Genomic DNA, 18,959 nt, shown 5'->3' with positions numbered 1-18,959 from the left:
AACAGCATCTCCCCTCTAAACGTCAGGGCTGCACGACCATGGCCGAGAAGGGCCAGACATAGGCCTGCAACGTCACCAGCACGCCGACAAGGCAGGCCAGCACGATCGAATGCCAGAAGACAAAGCGCAGGATACTGCCCTCGTGCCCGAACCAGCCGGTGGCGGTGGAGGCGACGACGATCGATTGCGCGTCGATCATCTTGCCCATAACGCCGCCCGAGGAATTGGCCGCGCCCATCAGGATGGGCGAGAGACCGAGCTGTTCGGAAGTCACCTTCTGCAGATTGCCGAACAGGATGTTCGATGACGTGTCGGATCCCGTCAGCGCCACGCCGAGCCAGCCGAGCAGCGTGCCGAAGAAGGGGTAGAGAACGCCGGTCGCCGCAAAGGCAAGGCCGAGGGTCGAATCGATGCCGGACAGTCTCGTCAGCGTGCCGAGCGCCAGCATGGCAGAGATGGTGATCAGCGAATAGGCGCAGAGCCTGATCGTTTTCGCGTAGGTCTTCAGCATCTGCCCCGGCGTGAAGCCCATGGCGAAACCGGAGAGGATTGCCGCGATCAGCATACCGGTTCCCGTATAGGAGAGCCAGGTGAAGGAAAAGGCTGCCGCCTCCGGCGTTGGTCCGGGTGCGACCGGCGGCATCTTGGCGATCATCTTGTCGAGGCCTGGAACCGGATAGTTCCAGATCGCCCAGGAATTGACTGCGGACTTGAACCAGCCCGTGCCCCAGATAAGGAGTACGATGCAGACGATCACCCATGGCGTGACCGCCGCCCGAACTTCCTGCGGCGACGGGCGCACCACCGGTTTCGCCGGCTTCAGCGTGCCATCATCGGAAATGTCATGGCCGCGCAGCTTCGGCGAAGTCCAGACTTCCTTCGGCTGCCAGACCTGCAGGAAACCGATGAGGCAAGCCATGGAGATCAAAGACGCGCCGATATCGACGATCCAGGGGTTGATGAAATTGGAGATGAAGAACTGCGAGATGGCAAAGGACGCGCCGGTGACGAGGATCGCCGGCCAGATCTGCATCATGCCCCTGCGACCGGCAAACACCCAGATCAGCCAGAAGGGCACGATCACCGAGAAGAAGGGCAGCTGTCGGCCGACCATCGCGCCGAGCAGGTAGGGATCGATACCGGTGACCTGCGACAGGCCCTGGATCGGCGTTCCGAGCGCGCCATAGGCGACCGGCGCCGTATTGGCGATCAGCGACAGGCCGGAGGCCGCGAGCGGCGAGAAGCCCAGCCCGATGAGGATCGCGCCGGTGACGGCGACCGGCGTGCCGAAGCCGGAGGCGCCCTCGAAAAAGGCACCGAAGGCAAAGGCGATCAAGAGAAGCTGGATGCGCCGGTCATCCGTGACGCTGCCGATCGTCTGCTGCAGTTTTTCGAACTGGCCTTTCTCGACCGTCAGCCGATAGAGGAAGATAACGTTGAGAACGATCCAGCCGATCGGAAAGAAGCCTGTGATGGCACCAAGAATGGTGGCGCGGATCGACATGGCCGCCGGCATGGTGAAGACGAAGATCGCGATCAGGTTGGCAACCACCAGCGCGATGATGGCCGCGACATGAGCCTTGACCACATTGGTGGCAATCAGGCCGAGCAGGATGAGAACAGGAATTGCAGCAAGAATGGTGGACAGGACAGCACTGCCCATAGGGTCATAGACTTGATTCCACATTGAAGCCCCTCCCAAGGCCGGACAAGGACATGTCCGAATTTGGAGCATATAGCTCCAGTTTGCGGACAGTCTAGAGTTGTAGTTATTCGACGAAAGTTGCACGCCTTTTGTCTTCTCGGCCAAGCCAACGGCATTTGCCATTGTGCCGCCCTCCCCTAGCTTGCTAACAGTTTGAAGCAAGCTGGCCGCCCGCGTGTGCGACCGCCCACAGACAAGGTGATTTCCATGACCGATATTTCTGCCGTTCTCGATCGCGCCGACCAGAACCTTTCCGACAGTATCGAGCGTCTTTTCTCGCTCGTCCGCATCCACTCGATCTCGACCGATCCGGCCTACAAGGCGGAGTGCCGCAAGGCGGCCGAGTGGCTGGTGACCGAACTCAAGGGCATCGGCTTCGATGCTTCCGTGCGTGATACGGCCGGCCATCCGATGGTCGTTGCCCATCATGCCGCAGCGACCGCCGATGCGCCGCATGTGCTGTTCTACGGCCATTACGACGTACAGCCGGTCGATCCGATCGAGCTTTGGGAGGATTCTCCCTTCGAACCGAAGATCAAGGAGATCGCACCCGGCCGCAAGGTTCTGACCGGCCGCGGCACCGCCGACGACAAGGGCCAGCTGATGACCTTCGTCGAAGCCTGCCGCGCTTACAAGGAAGTCAACGGCTCGCTGCCGATCCGCGTCACCATCCTGTTCGAGGGCGAGGAAGAATCCGGCTCGCCGTCGCTGAAGCCCTTCCTCGATGCCAATGCCGCAGAACTCAAGGCCGAGTTCGCGCTGGTCTGCGATACCGGCATGTGGGATGGCGACACGCCGGCAATCGCGGCGGCGCTCAGGGGTCTTGTCGGCGAGGAGATCGTCATCAAGGCGGCCGATCGCGACCTGCATTCGGGCCTCTTCGGCGGCGCTGCGGCAAACCCGATCCACATCCTCACCGACATCCTTGCCGGCCTGCACGACGAGACGGGCCGGGTGACGCTGGAGGGCTTCTACGAGGGCGTCGAGGAGACCCCGACCAATATCAAGGAAGGTTGGGAGACGCTCGGCCGTAGCTCCGAGAGCTTCCTCGGCGGCGTCGGTCTTTCTATCCCGTCCGGCGAGAAGGGCCGTTCGGTTCTGGAGTTGACCTGGGCGCGTCCGACTGCGGAAGTCAACGGCATTACCGGCGGTTATACCGGCGAAGGGTTCAAGACGGTGATTGCCGCACAGGCCTCGGCCAAGGTATCCTTCCGCCTTGTCGGGCATCAGGACCCGAAGAAGATCCGGGAAGCTTTCCGCGCCTATGTGCGCTCCAAGATCCCCAGCGATTGCTCGGTGGAATTCCACGAACATGGCGGCTCGCCGGCGATCCAGCTTTCCTACGATTCGCCCGCTCTGACAAAGGCCAAGGGTGCGCTGTCGGAAGAATGGAAGAACCCGGCCGTGGTTATCGGTATGGGTGGCTCGATCCCGATCGTCGGCGATTTCCAGAAGCAGCTCGGCATGGATTCGCTGCTGATCGGCTTCGGCCTCGTTGACGACCGCATTCACTCGCCGAACGAGAAATACGACCTGAAGTCCTATCACAAGGGTATCCGCTCCTGGGCCCGGATCATGACGGCGCTGGCTCAGAAATAAGCCGCGACATCAGCACAAACGCAAAACGCCGGCCTCGCAGCCGGCGTTTTCAATTCCATGATCGTCTTCGATCAGTTGTCGAAGAATTCCTTCATCCGGGCGAAGAAGCCGGTCGATTCCGGGTTGTTCTCCTTGGACGAGATTTCCTCGAATTCCTGCAGCAGTTCGCGCTGGCGCTTGGTCAGCTTCTGCGGCGTTTCGATGCCGATCTGGATATAGAGGTCGCCCGTCTGAGACGAACGCAGGACCGGCATGCCCTTGCCCTTGAGACGGAACTGCTTGCCGGCCTGGGTGCCTTCCGGCACCGATACGCGAGACTTGGAACCGTCAAGCGTGCCGACATCAAACGTGCCGCCGAGGGCGGCCGTCGTCATCGAGATCGGCACGGCACAATAGAGATCGGCGCCGTCACGCTGGAAGAATTCATGCGGCGTGACCGACAGGAAAATATAGAGATCGCCCGCCGGGCCGCCGCGGGTGCCGGCCTCGCCCTCGCCCTGTAGGCGGATGCGGGTGCCGTCCTCGATGCCGGCCGGGATGTTGACCGAGAGCGAACGCTCTTCGGTGACGCGGCCCTGGCCGTGGCACTTGGTGCAAGGGTCGGTGATCGTCTGGCCGCGGCCATGGCAGGTCGGGCAGGTGCGTTCGACGGAGAAGAAGCCCTGGGATGCACGCACACGACCGGAGCCCTGGCAGGTACCGCAGGTCTTGGGCTGGGTGCCGGGCTTGGCGCCCGAGCCGGAACAGACGTCGCAGGTGATCGAGGTCGGAACCCTGATCTGCGCCGTCTTGCCGGCAAAAGCTTCCTCCAGCGAAATTTCCATGTTGTAGCGAAGATCGGCACCGCGTTCGCGGCCGCCGGCGGACCGGCGTGCGCGACCGCCGCCCATCATCTCGCCAAATATGTCTTCGAAGATATCGGAGAAGCCGCCCGCACCACCCATGCCGCCGCCGCCAAAACCGCCGCCGCCCATGCCGCCCTGTTCAAAGGCTGCATGGCCATAGCGATCATAGGCCGCACGCTTCTGCGGGTCCTTCAGCGTTTCGTAGGCCTCGTTCAATTCCTTGAACTTCTTCTCGGCTTCCGCATCACCGGGATTCTTGTCCGGATGGTACTTCATGGCCATCTTGCGGAAGGCGCTCTTCAGCTCCTTCTCGTCAGCCGATTTGGCGACACCAAGGGTTTCGTAATAATCTGCTTTGGCCATTCAGGTATCCGGCTCCGGAAACGTATTCCGGCTGCACAGGGCAGCCGGATTTCTTAGTCGACTATCTTGAGGCTTCCGTCAACGGAGCCAATTAGGCCGACTTCTTGTCGTCCTTGATTTCCTCATAGTCGGCATCGACGACACCGTCGTCCTTGCCGCCTTCGGAAGCACCACCTTCAGCCTGCTGGGCCTCGTAGATGGCCTGGCCGAGCTTCATGGACACTTCCATGAGGGTCTGCGTCTTCGCCTGGATGTCATCGGCATCCGGCTCGGAGGCTTCAACCGAGGTCTTCAGGGCAGCGATGGCATCCTCGATCGCCTTGCGGTCGGTCTCGGTTACCTTGTCGCCATATTCAGACAGCGACTTTTCGCTGGAATGAATCAGGCTCTCGGCCTGGTTCTTGGCTTCCACACCGGCGCGGCGCTTCTTGTCGGCTTCGGCATTGGCCTCGGCGTCCTTGACCATCTTTTCGATGTCGGCGTCGGAGAGACCACCAGATGCCTGGATACGGATCTGCTGTTCCTTGCCGGTGCCCTTGTCCTTGGCCGAAACCTGGACGATGCCGTTGGCGTCGATGTCGAAGGTGACTTCGATCTGCGGCATGCCACGCGGTGCCGGCGGCAGGCCGACGAGGTCGAACTGGCCGAGCAGCTTGTTGTCGGCTGCCATTTCGCGCTCGCCCTGGGAAACGCGGATCGTCACGGCCTGCTGGTTGTCGTCAGCGGTCGAGAAGGTCTGCGACTTCTTGGTCGGGATCGTCGTGTTGCGGTCGATCAGGCGAGTGAAGACGCCACCAAGCGTTTCGATGCCGAGCGACAGCGGGGTCACGTCGAGAAGCAGAACGTCCTTGACGTCGCCCTGCAGAACACCGCCCTGGATTGCCGCGCCGAGTGCGACGACTTCATCCGGGTTAACGCCCTTGTGCGGTTCCTTGCCGAACAGCTGCTTGACGATTTCCTGTACCTTCGGCATGCGGCTCATGCCGCCGACGAGAACGACTTCGTCGATTTCGGCAGCGGTGACGCCGGCATCCTTGAGGGCTGCCTTGCACGGGGCAACGGTGCGCTGGATCAGGTCATCGACCAGGCTTTCGAACTTCGAACGGGTCAGCTTCAGCGTCAGGTGCTTCGGACCGGAAGCATCAGCGGTGATGAAGGGCAGGTTGATTTCGGTCTGCTGCGAGGACGACAGTTCGATCTTGGCCTTTTCGGCAGCTTCCTTGAGGCGCTGCAGGGCAAGCTTGTCGTTCTTCAGGTCGATGCCGTTGTCCTTCTTGAACTCGGCAGCGAGATATTCGACGAGACGCATGTCGAAGTCTTCACCACCGAGGAAGGTGTCGCCGTTGGTCGACTTCACTTCGAAGACGCCGTCGCCGATTTCCAGAACCGAGATATCGAAGGTACCACCACCCAAGTCGTAGACGGCGATCGTCTTGCCGTCCTTCTTGTCCATGCCGTAGGCAAGGGCTGCAGCGGTCGGCTCGTTGATGATGCGCAGAACTTCAAGACCTGCAATGCGGCCGGCATCCTTGGTTGCCTGGCGCTGCGCGTCGTTGAAGTAGGCCGGAACGGTGATGACGGCCTTCTCGACCTTCTCGCCGAGGTAGGATTCAGCGGTTTCCTTCATCTTCTGAAGGATCATCGCGGAAACCTGGGCCGGGGAGTAATTCTTGTCGTGAGCCTTGACCCAGGCGTCGCCATTATCGCCCTTGACGATGTCGAAGGGAACGAGGCCCTTGTCCTTTTCAACGGTCGGATCATCAAAGCGGCGGCCGATCAGGCGCTTGACGGCAAACAGGGTGTTGGTCGGGTTGGTCACTGCCTGGCGCTTGGCCGGCTGACCGACGAGACGCTCGCCATCTTCGGTGAATGCGACCATGGAGGGCGTGGTGCGCGCGCCTTCGGCGTTCTCGATTACCTTGGCGTCCTTGCCGTCCATGATGGCGACGCAGGAATTGGTGGTTCCGAGGTCGATGCCAATTACTTTAGCCATATCTTCTCTCTCCTTTAAGCGAACCGTCTGGACCCCGCGAGGCATTCCGCTGACAGTTCCTTGACTGGGATGGTCTTAATTCTTCGCAGCAATCGCTGCTATCCTGCGGCGTATATAAGGACGGGTTTTTCCGACTGCAAGGCAGGAAATCGCCAGCCTTCCGGCAAAAAAATGCGTTTTGCCCCTTGGCTGTTTCGGGAACCCTACTGCCCCATGATCACATCGAGGAGTGTGGTGCGCCGAGCCTGCTGCGGTTGATAGACCTGGCCACCGTCCGCCCCTTGATAACCGCCCACATCGCCGGGCGGAACGGGACCGCCGCCGACATTGCCCGAGGGTACCGGAGCTTCGGCATCGTAAGGCCCCCGATACTGGCGATAGTCGCGATATCCACCTGCCTGCTGGGCATCGCCAGTGCCGCCGTTACGGTATTGGCGAGTGGGCCTGTTGCTATAGACCGTGTTGCCATTGCCGGTATTGCAGACGGCATTGTCGCCATAGGGGCAAGGTACTGCGGCCGGAGGCTGATTCGCAGCCTGCGGATATGGTTGCTGTTGCTGTGTCGGCTGCTGATAACGTCTCTGCGCCGGCTCGACCGCTGCCTGTGAAGGAGCCGGATAGGTGGAAGCCTGCCCGTTTTGCTGAACCGGTTGAGGGTTGGTCGAACGAATCTGCGGCTGACTCGGGGACAAGATTGCCTCCTGTCCGGGCGCCTGAGGCGCCGGCGGGAAACTGTCTACCGAATTCGGCTGCGACTGTCCCGAGCCCGGTATGATGCCGGAAATAATGTCACCGATGCTGGTCGACGGCGACTGTTGCTGCTGCTGGGACGGCTGGGCCAGGCCATTGTTGAAGCCGAAGAGCGGCGTCGGCGTATAGCCCTTCATCGCCACGGTCATGTATTCCTTCCAGGCGCGGGCCGGTAGCGTGCCGCCGGTCACCTTCTTCATGTAGCTGCCGTCGTCATTGCCGAACCACACGCCGGTGGTCAGGATGCTGGTGAAGCCGACAAAAAGGGCGTCGCGGGAATTCTGAGTAGTGCCGGACTTGCCGGCGGCCTGCCAGCCATCGAGACGGGCGGCCCGGCCCGTGCCTTCGCGGATGACGCCGGCCATCATGCTGTTCATCGTCGCGGCGACCGGCTCGCTCAAAACGCGCGGCGGATTGCTGTAATCGGCCTCGTAGAGGACCTTGCCGTCAGGATCGGTGATTCTCTTGACGATATGCGGGGTGGCCTTGTAGCCGCCGTTCATGAAGGCGGCGTAGGACGATGTCAGCTCGACCAGCGAGACTTCCGACGTGCCGAGCGCGATCGACGCATTCGGCTGGATATCGGATTCGACGCCGAGCCGATGCGCCATCGCCACCACCTTGTCGGGGCCAACTGCCACTGCGAGCTGGGCTGCAACCGTGTTCAAGGAATGCGCCAGCGCATAGGAGAGCGGTACCGGCCCCTTGTATTCCTTCTCGTAGTTTTCAGGCGTCCAGTTGCCGATCTTGACCGGCTCGTCGTTGATGATCGTATCGGGACCATAACCGGCTTCGAGTGCCGAGGCATAGACGAAGGGCTTGAAGGCGGAACCCGGCTGCCGCTTGGCGGTGAACGCCCGGTTGAACTGGCTCTGGGCGTAATCGCGGCCGCCAACGACGGCGCGGATAGCGCCCGTCGCGTCGACAGAGACGAGTGCCGCCTGCGAGGCATCGACCTTGGTGCCGTCCTTTTTCAGGATATCGTTGAGCGACTTGTTCGCAGCATCTTCCAGCTTGGAATCGATCGTCGTTTCGACCGTCACGTCGACCTTGGGTTCGCCGATCAGGCTCTTCACCTCATCGACCACCATGTCGGCCGCATATTGCTGGGGACCGGACCAATAGCTCCTGGCCTTTGCAGGCGGCTGGGCCATCGCGGTCTTAAGGTCGCTGTCGGTGATATAGCCTTCCTCCCGCATCGTGCCGAGCACGACCTGGGCGCGCGCTTCCGACGCCTTGGGATCGCGGGCAGGAGACAGCCGCGAGGGCGCCTTCAACATGCCTGCGAGCATCGCCGCCTCGCCGAGGTTCACATCACGGGCGGATTTATTGAAATAGCGACGGGAGGCGGCCTCCACACCGTACGTACCCGAGCCGAAAAAGACGCGGTTCAGATACATGGCAAGAATCTGGTCCTTGGTGAACTTGTGTTCCAACCAGAAGGACAGAAGCACTTCCTGGATCTTGCGCTCGAAGGTCCGGTCCGGCGACAGGAAGAGGTTTTTCGCCAGCTGCTGGGTGATGGTCGAACCGCCCTGGATCGGCCTGCCGGTCAGATTGTTGATGAAGGCACGGGCGAGACCGGCCGGATCGACGCCGAAATGCGAATAGAACCGCCGATCCTCGATCGAAATTACCGCCTGCGGCAGATAGGGCGACATTTCCTCAAGCGCCAGCGCCTCACCGCCCGTCGCGCCGCGATTGGCGATGACCGAACCATCGATGGCGGTGATCTTCATGTTCGGCGGACGTTCGGGGATGGCCCAGGTGCTGGCGGCGGGCATTTGCGCGCCGTAATAAAGGACGAGGCCACCAATGCCGATCACGCCCCAGATGCCGAGCACGATGCACCAGTAGAACAATCTGCGAATGGACGCGAGAAAGCCGCCGCCGGAAGCACTGCGTCCCTTGCGGGGCGCGGATTTCGGCGATCGCTTGCGTTCGCGCCTGCCATCGGAAAGATCCGGCTCGACGCGCGTTTTCGCCCTCTTCACCGATTTGCGCTGGCCGACGATACGGTCATCCGCCTCAATGCGGAATTCGTCCTCGTCATCCTGCGAGCTTTCGAAGGAAGGTTCTACGCGTCTGTCTGATCGGCCTCTTTCTGCCATATGGGCAGGCGGTCCCCCGTGTGTCTGCCCGTTTCAGCGGGCCTTCAAATCCGTCTCATCTCCGCTGAACTTTAAATGCGGCGATTTAAGGAGGGGTAAAAGGCGAATAGAGAGTAAACACAATGGCCTCACCTTTTCCGTTATGTGTCGGTTCGGGCCGCTTTGGCCTGAAAACCAAGGCTTTTCAGGCAATGGGGAATTTGGTAATATCAAAAAATACTAAAGTATAGAGATCGGCTGAAGGTCTCATGCGCTCAGGGAGAGAGACATGAACAAGATCGTCGAAGCGGTCATCAGAAGCGGTGACCGGTGCATCCCCGTTGGCCTCGTCAATCTCAAGCAGGCGCTCGAGATGTCGGAACGAACCTCATTCGAGTTCAGCCATCCAGCCCATGAAGCGGGCAAGACCGATATTTTCGTCAGCCGGGAAATACTGCAAAAGCTGATGTGATTTCGGAACATCGGGCTTTGCTCGCGAAACACACCAGCGGAGACGGCGCAACCCTGACGGTCATTCGTGATTTGGGTTGCAGCCCCAACCTTGCTATCCTGTCCAGCGCAACAAGCGAAAGGAGAATGGCATGAAAACATTTCTCATCGCCGCTGCCGCCTTCGGCCTTACGTCATCCGCAGCATTTGCGGATTGCGCCGGCCACAAGGTCACGGCCTCAAGCGAGGTGGACAGGACGTTCACCACTGCGAGCATCGCATCACCGCCCGCACAAACAGACATGAAGCAGGCGGATCAACCGGCAGATAGCGCAAAACCTGCCACCGAAAGCCGGAAAATCACCCAGTAGCCTGCGCTCCGCGCCGGGCCAGACTCTCCGGCGCGGATGCACAAGTAATTTAATTCCTCACACCACCCACGCGTCCGGTCCTCAGTGCAGGAAATGCATATGGCCGGGAACAAAACGCGTGATAAGCCAGGATTGGAACCAAGCAAGCCCGTCTCCGTTGGACTTTCAGACAGTCGAAAGGAGGCAGGACATGCCGAACCGAAATCCACTACCAGTTCCGACATCCGACACGCCACGCGGCCCGGTGGAAACCGGCGGGATCCCTGACCGTGTTCAGGAAAAGCCCCCGTTGACGCCGGCGCAGGACAAGGGCGACAGCAAGAACCCACAGGATCCGACGCTTGAGCCGGCACTTCTGCCGGTGGGCGATCCGGCCGGAATGGCCTGATCGCAGGCAGACGAGACCGGAAGAAGGGCAGACGAGATTTTTCGCCTGCCCTTCTTTTTCGTGCGCGCAATAGGAAGGCGGGCAATGATGATAACCCTAAAATTATACCCGCTCTAACTTGTCGTTGCCAATTCACGAAGCGGATTACAGATTGCGCCCCGGGTAAGGATCTTTCCATCACATGCAGGCTTGGCGGAATTGCACGCTGGCCTGCTGTTTTTTTGACCTGCCCTCAAGACGTCGGACATTGCTGCCGACCGTGGGCGAACGACCGGGAGGGTTCGATGCCGGCGCAACAGATCCGAAATCCAGTCAGTCCTGAACAGCTCACCCTGCTGCAGGATGTATTCGACGAAGCCTGCCGGGAACACGGCATCGACAAAACGAGCCCGGATGCCGAAGCGCTGGCTCTCATCCTTGTCAATTCCATGCAGAAGGGATCACCCGACAAGGAACAGCTGGCGGCGCTCATTCAAGCCCTCATTCACGACCGCTGAGAATATCTGCGTCATATCTTTTGCTGCATCGGGGAACCGAATGGCGGGCTGGAAGTTGAACGGTCTCCCAATCCACGACCAAGGAGGCCGGCATGGCAGACACAGTCAAAAGCTTCACCCCAAGCAAAGTCCCTTCTTTCGACCATGAGCCGAGCGAGAGCCAGGAGATCGCAAACGAGATCCAGGGGCTTCGTTCCGAAATTGCCCGCCTAAGCTCACTGCTTTCCGAAAAGACCGGCGCCGTCTATGAGCGCGTGAGCGATCGCGCCACCAGTGCAGCAAGCTACGTGTCGTCCGAGGCAAGCTCGGTGGCCGGCACGATCAAGGAACATCCAGCAGCGACGACGACACTTTTCACGCTGATCGGCGCAGTCGGCTTTGCCATCGGCTATGCGGTGGCCTCTGCCAATGTCGAAACCAAGCAGGCCTGGTATCAGCGTTATCTCGGCGACCGCTTCTAGTCGGCGGCAGGCCCGGTCGGATCCTGGGCCACATCGATCCAGATCCCGCCGGTCAGATCGACCATGCGCAGCGGATCAATCCTGACCGCTGCGTTTATTGCCCCGGCGGCCGGAACGACCTCGGCAAACCGCTGAAGCGTGATGTCGCAATAGACCGGCAGCGGAGTAGGCAGACCGAAGGGGCAAACGCCGCCGACCGGATGGCTGGTCACCTCGACGACTTCGTCTCCACCGAGCATTCTCGGTTTGGCGCCGAACCGGGCGCGGAATTTCTTATTGTCCAGCCGCGCCGTACCGGCCATCACGACGACCATGATCTCGTCTCCCGCTCGCAGGCAGATGCTCTTGGCGATCTGGTCTGGATCGACACCATGGGCTTGCGCAGCAAGCGCTACGGTGGCGGAGCTTTCCTGCGTGACGATGACGTCGATATCGGGAGCTTTGGCGGCGAAGAAGGCTTTAACGGAAGATAGGGTCATGGCGGGGACAATCGGGCATGGATTGTTTTTATGCAAGGGCAGCGAGAGCCATGCATCGATCGCATAACTGAGGTGCGAAATCATGGCTGTTTTTTAAGCTCCCAACTTGTATAGTCAAATCATCGAGCGACGCACTCCTCCTCCCAGCGTCCTCGATTGGACCGACAACACCTCCTCCTCCCGGTTGTTGGTCAGTTTCAGAAGCCCGGCGCCTCTCCTCCCGCGCCGGGCTTTCTGCATTCGGGCTTAGCTATCGTCAAACTTGCTGACTGCCTCAAATGCCCGTGCCTTCGACAGAGGCGTATAGATTTGATATTTAAAGGCTTTTGTCGACGCGCTCTATAATTGCATAGCTCGATCGGGCTTCGCGGTTGGAGACAGCAAAAATCTTGACGGAAATCCGGGCAAGCCCTAAGTGCGTAGCATCGAAATTTGTTTGATGGCCAGCACTGGGCTATTGCCTCGCCTGCGACGTTCTACTCTGCAAAGTTCGAAGTTCAATCTGTTCCCTCCGGACCGCCGGGAGGAACTGTCGGTCATTGCAAGGAAAGGCATCGATATGGCTACTGGTACTGTCAAGTGGTTCAACGCCACCAAGGGTTACGGCTTCATTTCTCCGGATGATGGCGGCGCTGACGTTTTCGTTCACATCTCCGCAGTAGAGCGCGCAGGCCTCGGCCAGCTCAAGGACGGCCAGAAGCTTTCCTTCGAACTGGTTACGGACCGCCGTTCGGGCAAGGTTGCCGCCGACCAGCTGCAGGCTGCCTAATATATCCCGGTTCGCGGCTGCCATGCGGCCGCGAACCTTTCTGCTGCGCCCTCCTCCAGGGCCTTTGGCGACGGGTCTTGAATGGACCGAGGCGCCTCCCCATTTTCACCACAGCGGCATACAGCGCATGCAAGGCCCCACATGGATGGCCTGCACATGGCGAATATGGGCAACCGTACCGTCCCGGGACAGAAACGTGTCCGTTTAACGATATGTTAATCTCTCCGGGAGACTATGACAGCCAGAGAGTTGCGCGGATCGACACGATCCTGAACGCAGCCGCGCTGGAATGCCTGACCCGTTTGATGTGACCACGGATGTACTGGCACGGGTAACGGGAGTGGAAAGGTCGGGCTTGCCCCGGCCTTTTTGTTTTTCTGCAGCGCTCTTATCTGCTGCTGCAACTACAGCCGCATCCATCACTCTTACGAATCGCGCGGCAACGGCAAAGCTTGCGGGGAAACGCCAAGTCAGTAATGCGGCGGCTTGGTAATCGGCGCGGCTTCGCGGGATGCTTCTTCGAGCGAAAGAAAGCGCTCCGTCAGCCGATCGAGCTTCGCACGGGTCTGCTCCACGACCTTCCACTGCTCTGCGAGTTGGTCGGAGAGTTCGTCAATCACCCTCGCCTGATGGGCAGCCAATTCCTCAAGCTGCATCAATCTGGTCTCGTCGCTCACGTCACAATCCTCTGGCCACCGGGTTGGAAGTTTCCGTCAAACAGCCATCGAAAGCAGGCCGCGATCTTTGAGACCGCTTACCGCGCTTTAGCTGTCTGTTTTTGCGCATGTCTTTACCCCGAAACCGGTGACCACTTTCGGGAGACATGCTGTAACGCATCGCCCGGAAAATCGAAACGACTTTCCGGGCGATTGCGAATTGAGGATTTGAAGCGCGCCTCGATCAGGCGCGAAGTCGCGGCCGCTCCTGCTGCCGCATGCCGGGCACTGAGCTGATACGGAAACGGGCAACCAGCGCTGCGAGGCTGCGGCTGATGCCGACCAGGCTCTGGGCCGAGGCATTTGCTTCTTCCATCAGCGCGGCATTCTGCTGGGTGATCTGGTCCATGCTGCGGATCGAGGCGTTGATCTCGTCGATCCCCGAGGCCTGTTCCTCAGCCGACTTGGCGATGGACATGATATGTTCGTCGATCGACTTCACCCTCGAACCTATGCCCGTCAGGGCCTCGCCTGCCCGGTTGACGAGATCAACGCCGCGCTGGACATCTCCGGAGGAGCGGTCGATCAGCTCCTTGATTTCCTTGGCCGCAGCCGCAGATCTCTGCGCCAGTTCGCGAACCTCCTGGGCAACGACTGCAAATCCCTTACCCTGCTCGCCAGCGCGTGCGGCCTCGACGCCGGCATTCAGCGCCAGAAGATTGGTCTGGAAAGCGATCTCGTCGATCGCTCCGATGATCTGCGTCATCTTCTGGGACGATTCGGCGATATCGCCCATGGCGGCGATGGCCTGGTGCACGACTTCACCGTTCTTCTGCGTCTCGACAGCCGATTCGCGGATGATGGTCTGCACTTCGCGAGTACGCTCAGCCGCCTGCCCCGACAGGACCGTGATTTCCTCCAGCGCCGCAGCCGTCTCTTCCAGGGAGGCCGCCTGCTTTTCCGTCCGCTTGGCCATATTGTCGGCGGCGGAAGAAATATCGACAACCTCTGCCTGTACCTGATCGACAGACTGGTTGATCTCGCCCATGGCCGCGTCGAGGGCTGCGACCGACGAATTGTAGTTCTGTTTCAGGCCGGCGAAATGCGGCGCGAGTTGCTGGGAAAGTTCAGCGGTCAGGTCGCCGGCCGCAAGGTCCTTCAGTGCATCACCCAGAGCCGCCAAAGCACCGTCCTGCTCCTGCCTTGCCACAACGCGCTCGGCTTCGACCTTCTTGCGGTCACTTTCGAGCGCTTCGAGATAAACGGAGATGGCGTAATCCATGTCGACCATGGCCGCCTTGACGACGGCCGAAATCTGGTCGGCCACCACTGCACCCTTCTTCTGCACCAGAAAGCCCTGCAATTCCTGCTTGACGACCGCCCGGATAATCCCGTCAAGAATGAGAGCATAGCCACCTATATACCAACGCGGCTCGAGCCCGAGACGCGCGTGCGTCCTGCCGATGGCAGAGACAGCATCGACATAATCGCCGTCGTAACGGCCAGACGAGATGACGTCCCAATGGGTGGCCTGCCGGCCCTTCGCATGGGCAATGTGGGCATCACTGGCGAAGAATTTCGCCGTATGAGGATGAGCCTTCGCCTTCTTGTAAAAGGCATCGAGCGACGGGCCGATTGCCTCATGGACCAGCGGTTGCACCTTGGCGAGGTAGCGGCGTTCAGCTTCTCCGAGCCCTACGAAGTCCAGCCGCTCCGTGAGCGCAGCCTTCTGATCCTGGCTTGTCATATTTCCCCCAATCGGATTTTTGACCGACCAAGGAAACATGGGCAGCCTTCTAGAATACAACTTCTAGGGATCATCCTTTAAAGGGCTGTTAGCCAAGCACCCTAGGTTTTCATTAATTATAACTTGTTGTCGATATTCTAATGATCGCACTTCGTCGTTGCTCGATAAATCGGCCCTGCAAGAAACGAACTTGCCTTATCCGGCCTGAATCCTTAGCTCCATTGCAACGACAAACCGCGATTCCCAATGGCGCAGAAAACATTTCTTTCCCGGCTCAAGCTTACCGATTTCCGCAATTATGCGGCGGTTTCGCTGACGCTCGACGGCCGGCATGTGGTGCTGACGGGTGACAATGGTGCTGGCAAAACCAACCTGCTCGAAGCCGTTTCCTTCCTCTCCCCTGGTCGCGGCCTCAGGCGCTCGGTGCTGACGGATGTGACGCGGGTCGGCGCGGATGGCGGCTTTGCGATCTTTGCCGATGTCGAGGGAATGGATGGTGAAGTGGCGATCGGCACCGGCATCGAACCTGGCGAGGGAGAAAGCGTCAGCCGCAAGGTGAGGATGAACGGCACGCCGGCAAAATCCACCGAAGAACTCTCCGACCACCTCAACGTGCTATGGCTGACGCCCTCGATGGATGGTCTGTTTACCGGCTCCTCCTCCGACCGCCGGCGGTTTCTCGACAGGCTGGTCCTGTCGCTCGATCCGGCGCATGGCCGGAGGGCCAGCGACTTCGAACGCGCCATGCGCAGCCGCAACAAGCTTTTGTCGGAAGGCCGGTTCGACCAGACATGGCTTTCGGCCATCGAGGCACAGATGGCCGAACTCGGCATCGCCATGGCCGTCGCCCGCCACGAGATGCTCGGCCTGCTTCAATCGCTTTCGGCAAGTTCGGACGAGACGCCGTTTCCAACCCCGGTCCTGTCGCTCGACGGCTTCATGGACGGGCGCATGGACCGCCCGGCGGCCGATCTCGAAGATGATTATGTCGCCGCACTTCGCAACGGGCGCGGGCGAGATGCCGCAGCCGGCCGCACCCTGGAGGGGCCGCATCGCAGCGATCTTCTCGTCAGGCATCGGGAAAAGGACATCGAGGCGTCCCGCTGTTCGACCGGCGAGCAGAAGGCGCTACTGATCGGATTGATCCTTGCCCATGCCCGACTGACGGCCGACATGACGGGCTATGCGCCGATCCTGCTTCTCGACGAAATCGCCGCCCATCTCGACGAGGGCCGGCGCGCGACACTCTTCAATCTCGTCGACGGGCTCGGCGGACAATCCTTCATGACCGGAACGGACCGTTCGATGTTTGCGGCGCTCGGTGAACGGGCACAGTTCTTCACCGTCAGCCGCGGCAACGTGACACAAAGCAACGGGCAATAAACTCCGCTTACCGGATGCGAGTGCCGATGCTATGGTGATAGACATGGACAATATGCCAGAAGATGCCGCGGCCCCGGTCCTCAGCCGGGACGAGATCGAACGCTATCGCCGCCACATTCTGTTGCCGGAGATCGGCGGCACGGGGCAGCAGAAGATGAAGGGAGCCTGCGTGCTCGTCATCGGCGCTGGCGGGCTCGGCGCTCCGGTGCTCGAATATCTGGCGGCTGCCGGCATCGGCACGATCGGCATTGTCGACGACGACCGGGTGTCGCTTTCAAACCTGCAACGACAGGTGATCCACGATTCAGGCACGATCGGCGAGATGAAAACCCGCAGCGCGCGGGAAAAGATTGCACGGCTCAATCCGCATGTGCGCGTCATCGATTTCGAGGAGCGGTTTTCGGCCGACTGGGCCATGTGTCACCTGTCGCGCTTCAATCTGCTTGTCGACGGATCGGACAATTTCGATACGCGCTACGCTGCCGCCGATGCGGCTGAAGCGGCGAAAATTCCGCTCGTCACCGGCGCGGTAGGACGGTTCGACGGCTCTCTCACCGTGCTGAAGCCCTATGAGACGGGCGCGGATGGAGCGTTCTATCCGGGTTATCGCGACCTCTTTCCCGAAAAGCCGCCGGAAGGGTTAATCCCGGCCTGCGCGGAGACAGGCGTTATCGGCGCGCTGACCGGCGTGATCGGCACATTGATGGCGATGGAAGTGATCAAGCTCGTCACCGGCATCGGTGATCCGCTTGTCGGGCGGCTGATGCTCTATGATGCGCTTTCGGCGCGGTTCGACGTCATCAAGTACAAGCGTAAGGGAAAGGCAGCCGCTGAATGATCGAAATTACCAGGATCGATACGGGCTTCGGCCGATGGGACGAGCTCATGGCGCTCATTCTATCCTCCTTCGCCTATATGGATGATGTGATCGACCCGCCATCCTCGGCGCATCGCCTGACGCTCGCATCGCTGGCGCAGAAGGCTGTCGACGAAATCGCCTTTGCCGCCATTGAAGGCGAAAAGCTGGTGGGCTGCGTGTTTCTCAAGCCCGAGAACGGCTGCCTTTATGTCGGCAAACTCGCCGTCGCGCCCGGCCAGCAGGGCAAGGGGATCGGCAGGCAATTGCTGACGGTCGCCGAAAGGGTAGCGGAGGAGCGACGTTTGCCGGCATTGCGGCTGGAAACGCGTATAGAACTCACCGGCAATCACGACACATTCGGCCGCTGGGGCTTCCGCAAGACGGCCGAAAAATCTCATCCGGGCTTCGACCGGATTACTTTCATCGAGATGCAGAAGGCGTTGGCCTGACTCAATGACCTGGATTTGGGACCTGAGTTTAGGCCCCGAATCCAACACACTGAATTCGAGCCGGATCAGTTGCGGCCCGGCAGAACGCGATTCGGCGGACGGTGGCCGTCGAAAAACGCCCTGATATTGATGATGACCTTGTCGCCCATGTCGATGCGGCCCTCGATCGTGGCCGAGCCCATATGGGGAAGAAGCACGACCTTGCCCTGGTTGGCGAGCTTGACGAGCTTCGGATTGATCGACGGCTCGTTCTGGTAAACGTCGAGGCCGGCGCCGGCCATCTTGTCGTCGCGCAGGAGCTTGATCATCGCAGCCTCGTCGATGATGTCGCCGCGGGCGGTGTTGACGATGATCGCGGTTGGCTGCATCAGCGCCAGCCGACGTGCGGAGAGAAGATGGAAAGTGCCCGGCGTCGACGGGCAGTTGACGGAGACGATATCGACCCTGGCCAGCATCTGGTCGAGGCTGTCCCAATAGGTTGCCTCCAGCTCGTCGACAATCGCCTGACTGGCCGGTTTGCGGTTGTGATAATGAATGGAAAGACCGAAAGCCTTGGCGCGGCGGGCGACGGCAGTGCCGATGCGGCCCATGCCGATAATGCCGATTCGCTTGCCCCAGATACGGCGGCCGAGCATCCAGGTTGGGCTCCAGCCAGCCCAGTCTCCGGGAGCATCGGTCAGGATGCGGGCACCTTCCGCCAGCCGACGGTTGACGGCCAGAATGAGCGCCATGGTCATGTCGGCCGTATCTTCGGTCAGCACGTTCGGCGTGTTGGTAACGGTGATGCCGCGTTCGGCGGCGGCATCGACATCAATGTGATCGGTGCCGTTGGAAAAGCCCGCAATCAGCTTCATCTGCGGGCCGGCGGCGGCAAGCAACTCGGCGTCGATGCGGTCGGCAATGGTCGGAACCAGAACGTCGGCCGTCGCGAGCGCCGCGGCCAGTTCCTCGCGCGAGCGGGGACGATCGTCGATGTTCAATTCGGCATCGAAGAGTTCGCGCATGCGGGTCTCGACCGCGTCGGGCAGCTTGCGCGTGATATAAACCCTGGGTCTTTTCTTCGCCGTCATCAATCCGCCACCGCAGTTTTAGCAGGTCATTAACC

Annotated in this window: 18 protein-coding genes; 10 read left to right on the top strand and 8 right to left on the bottom strand. The window is 60.4% G+C overall.

The genetic code is table 11. From position 1 onward, the window contains the following. Positions 1–22: 22 nt before the first annotated feature. The gene (locus NCHU2750_RS19770) at positions 23–1,687 is read right to left on the bottom strand and encodes an L-lactate permease (protein WP_119942395.1); all 1,665 of its coding nucleotides are present in this window, start codon (positions 1,685–1,687) and stop codon (positions 23–25) included. A gap of 225 nt (positions 1,688–1,912) precedes the next feature. Here NCHU2750_RS19770 and NCHU2750_RS19765 point away from each other — a divergent pair, with 225 nt between their 5' ends. Beyond that, positions 1,913–3,304, top strand: a complete 1,392-nt coding sequence (locus NCHU2750_RS19765) for a M20/M25/M40 family metallo-hydrolase (RefSeq protein ID WP_119942393.1) — start codon at positions 1,913–1,915, stop codon at positions 3,302–3,304. Positions 3,305–3,375: 71 nt separating this feature from the next. Here the strand turns inward: NCHU2750_RS19765 and dnaJ are convergent, their stop codons facing one another. From dnaJ to NCHU2750_RS19750, 3 genes are all read right to left on the bottom strand, one after another. Further along, on the bottom strand, positions 3,376–4,512 hold the full coding sequence (gene dnaJ, locus NCHU2750_RS19760) for a molecular chaperone DnaJ (protein ID WP_119942391.1): 1,137 nt from the start codon (positions 4,510–4,512) through the stop codon (positions 3,376–3,378). A gap of 91 nt (positions 4,513–4,603) precedes the next feature. After that, positions 4,604–6,505, bottom strand: a complete 1,902-nt coding sequence (gene dnaK / locus NCHU2750_RS19755; RefSeq protein ID WP_119942389.1) for a molecular chaperone DnaK — start codon at positions 6,503–6,505, stop codon at positions 4,604–4,606. Between the two features lie 203 nt (positions 6,506–6,708). Continuing rightward, a complete protein-coding gene (locus NCHU2750_RS19750; RefSeq protein ID WP_119942387.1) occupies positions 6,709–9,366 on the bottom strand; it encodes a transglycosylase domain-containing protein in 2,658 nt (885 codons plus the stop codon). Between the two features lie 268 nt (positions 9,367–9,634). Here NCHU2750_RS19750 and NCHU2750_RS19745 point away from each other — a divergent pair, with 268 nt between their 5' ends. The 5 genes from NCHU2750_RS19745 to NCHU2750_RS19725 all read left to right on the top strand — a co-directional run bounded on the left by NCHU2750_RS19745 (position 9,635) and on the right by NCHU2750_RS19725 (position 11,512). Beyond that, positions 9,635–9,817 (top strand): hypothetical protein, encoded by a 183-nt coding sequence (locus NCHU2750_RS19745; RefSeq protein ID WP_119942385.1) that lies wholly within the window; start codon positions 9,635–9,637, stop codon positions 9,815–9,817. 130 nt (positions 9,818–9,947) lie between these two features. Then, positions 9,948–10,166 (top strand): hypothetical protein, encoded by a 219-nt coding sequence (locus NCHU2750_RS19740; protein ID WP_119942383.1) that lies wholly within the window; start codon positions 9,948–9,950, stop codon positions 10,164–10,166. 190 nt (positions 10,167–10,356) lie between these two features. Then, positions 10,357–10,554 carry a hypothetical protein gene (locus NCHU2750_RS19735; RefSeq protein ID WP_119942382.1) on the top strand — a complete coding sequence of 66 codons (198 nt, stop codon included), beginning with the start codon at positions 10,357–10,359 and terminating at the stop codon, positions 10,552–10,554. Between the two features lie 284 nt (positions 10,555–10,838). Beyond that, positions 10,839–11,051, top strand: coding sequence for a hypothetical protein (locus NCHU2750_RS19730; protein ID WP_119942380.1), 213 nt, complete (start codon positions 10,839–10,841; stop codon positions 11,049–11,051). 92 nt (positions 11,052–11,143) lie between these two features. Continuing rightward, positions 11,144–11,512, top strand: a complete 369-nt coding sequence (locus NCHU2750_RS19725; protein WP_119942378.1) for a hypothetical protein — start codon at positions 11,144–11,146, stop codon at positions 11,510–11,512. On the opposite strand, the gene NCHU2750_RS19720 is transcribed toward NCHU2750_RS19725, so the two are convergent. Then, positions 11,509–11,991, bottom strand: coding sequence for a YbaK/EbsC family protein (locus NCHU2750_RS19720; RefSeq protein WP_119943580.1), 483 nt, complete (start codon positions 11,989–11,991; stop codon positions 11,509–11,511). The two genes, NCHU2750_RS19725 and NCHU2750_RS19720, sit on opposite strands and share 4 nt — an antisense overlap. Before the next feature lie 559 nt (positions 11,992–12,550). Between NCHU2750_RS19720 and NCHU2750_RS19715 the strand changes: the two genes are divergently transcribed. Further along, positions 12,551–12,760, top strand: coding sequence for a cold-shock protein (locus NCHU2750_RS19715; RefSeq protein ID WP_119942376.1), 210 nt, complete (start codon positions 12,551–12,553; stop codon positions 12,758–12,760). Between the two features lie 470 nt (positions 12,761–13,230). Here NCHU2750_RS19715 and NCHU2750_RS19710 read toward each other — a convergent pair whose 3' ends face one another. Together NCHU2750_RS19710 and NCHU2750_RS19705 are read right to left on the bottom strand one after the other, a co-directional pair. Beyond that, positions 13,231–13,416, bottom strand: a complete 186-nt coding sequence (locus tag NCHU2750_RS19710) for a SlyX family protein (RefSeq protein WP_502703860.1) — start codon at positions 13,414–13,416, stop codon at positions 13,231–13,233. 244 nt (positions 13,417–13,660) lie between these two features. After that, positions 13,661–15,163, bottom strand: coding sequence for a methyl-accepting chemotaxis protein (locus tag NCHU2750_RS19705; RefSeq protein WP_119942372.1), 1,503 nt, complete (start codon positions 15,161–15,163; stop codon positions 13,661–13,663). Positions 15,164–15,409: 246 nt separating this feature from the next. Here NCHU2750_RS19705 and recF point away from each other — a divergent pair, with 246 nt between their 5' ends. Genes recF through NCHU2750_RS19690 form a run of 3 tightly spaced genes read left to right on the top strand, consistent with a single transcriptional unit; the run spans position 15,410 to position 17,854 of the window. After that, a complete protein-coding gene (recF, locus tag NCHU2750_RS19700) occupies positions 15,410–16,546 on the top strand; it encodes a DNA replication/repair protein RecF (protein ID WP_119942370.1) in 1,137 nt (378 codons plus the stop codon). Positions 16,547–16,589: 43 nt separating this feature from the next. Beyond that, on the top strand, positions 16,590–17,384 hold the full coding sequence (moeB, locus tag NCHU2750_RS19695) for a molybdopterin-synthase adenylyltransferase MoeB (RefSeq protein WP_245480290.1): 795 nt from the start codon (positions 16,590–16,592) through the stop codon (positions 17,382–17,384). Further along, entirely contained in the window at positions 17,384–17,854 is a 471-nt protein-coding gene (locus NCHU2750_RS19690; protein WP_119943576.1) for a GNAT family N-acetyltransferase, read from the top strand. The genes moeB and NCHU2750_RS19690 overlap by 1 nt, the downstream gene beginning before the upstream one ends. A gap of 65 nt (positions 17,855–17,919) precedes the next feature. Here NCHU2750_RS19690 and NCHU2750_RS19685 read toward each other — a convergent pair whose 3' ends face one another. Then, positions 17,920–18,924, bottom strand: a complete 1,005-nt coding sequence (locus tag NCHU2750_RS19685) for a 2-hydroxyacid dehydrogenase (protein WP_119942368.1) — start codon at positions 18,922–18,924, stop codon at positions 17,920–17,922. Between the last annotated feature and the right edge of the window lie 35 nt (positions 18,925–18,959).

Origin of the sequence: Neorhizobium sp. NCHU2750, assembly GCF_003597675.1 — a bacterium.
Lineage (GTDB): Bacteria > Pseudomonadota > Alphaproteobacteria > Rhizobiales > Rhizobiaceae > Neorhizobium.
Note: the sequence above shows the minus strand (reverse complement) of the source record. Positions and strands in the feature narration are given on the sequence as shown.

What these genes read in the sequence shown, in the direction of transcription:
- NCHU2750_RS19710 (WP_502703860.1), bottom strand. Translation starts at nt 13,416, where the DNA reads ATGCAGCTTGAGGAATTGGCTGCCCATCAGGCGAGGGTGATTGACGAA.
- NCHU2750_RS19730 (WP_119942380.1), top strand. Translation starts at nt 10,839, where the DNA reads ATGCCGGCGCAACAGATCCGAAATCCAGTCAGTCCTGAACAGCTCACC.
- NCHU2750_RS19765 (WP_119942393.1), top strand. Translation starts at nt 1,913, where the DNA reads ATGACCGATATTTCTGCCGTTCTCGATCGCGCCGACCAGAACCTTTCC.
- NCHU2750_RS19720 (WP_119943580.1), bottom strand. Translation starts at nt 11,991, where the DNA reads ATGACCCTATCTTCCGTTAAAGCCTTCTTCGCCGCCAAAGCTCCCGAT.
- NCHU2750_RS19745 (WP_119942385.1), top strand. Translation starts at nt 9,635, where the DNA reads ATGAACAAGATCGTCGAAGCGGTCATCAGAAGCGGTGACCGGTGCATC.
- dnaJ (WP_119942391.1), bottom strand. Translation starts at nt 4,512, where the DNA reads ATGGCCAAAGCAGATTATTACGAAACCCTTGGTGTCGCCAAATCGGCT.
- dnaK (WP_119942389.1), bottom strand. Translation starts at nt 6,505, where the DNA reads ATGGCTAAAGTAATTGGCATCGACCTCGGAACCACCAATTCCTGCGTC.
- moeB (WP_245480290.1), top strand. Translation starts at nt 16,590, where the DNA reads ATGGACAATATGCCAGAAGATGCCGCGGCCCCGGTCCTCAGCCGGGAC.
- recF (WP_119942370.1), top strand. Translation starts at nt 15,410, where the DNA reads ATGGCGCAGAAAACATTTCTTTCCCGGCTCAAGCTTACCGATTTCCGC.
- NCHU2750_RS19725 (WP_119942378.1), top strand. Translation starts at nt 11,144, where the DNA reads ATGGCAGACACAGTCAAAAGCTTCACCCCAAGCAAAGTCCCTTCTTTC.
- NCHU2750_RS19750 (WP_119942387.1), bottom strand. Translation starts at nt 9,366, where the DNA reads ATGGCAGAAAGAGGCCGATCAGACAGACGCGTAGAACCTTCCTTCGAA.
- NCHU2750_RS19770 (WP_119942395.1), bottom strand. Translation starts at nt 1,687, where the DNA reads ATGTGGAATCAAGTCTATGACCCTATGGGCAGTGCTGTCCTGTCCACC.
- NCHU2750_RS19735 (WP_119942382.1), top strand. Translation starts at nt 10,357, where the DNA reads ATGCCGAACCGAAATCCACTACCAGTTCCGACATCCGACACGCCACGC.
- NCHU2750_RS19740 (WP_119942383.1), top strand. Translation starts at nt 9,948, where the DNA reads ATGAAAACATTTCTCATCGCCGCTGCCGCCTTCGGCCTTACGTCATCC.
- NCHU2750_RS19685 (WP_119942368.1), bottom strand. Translation starts at nt 18,924, where the DNA reads ATGACGGCGAAGAAAAGACCCAGGGTTTATATCACGCGCAAGCTGCCC.
- NCHU2750_RS19705 (WP_119942372.1), bottom strand. Translation starts at nt 15,163, where the DNA reads ATGACAAGCCAGGATCAGAAGGCTGCGCTCACGGAGCGGCTGGACTTC.
- NCHU2750_RS19715 (WP_119942376.1), top strand. Translation starts at nt 12,551, where the DNA reads ATGGCTACTGGTACTGTCAAGTGGTTCAACGCCACCAAGGGTTACGGC.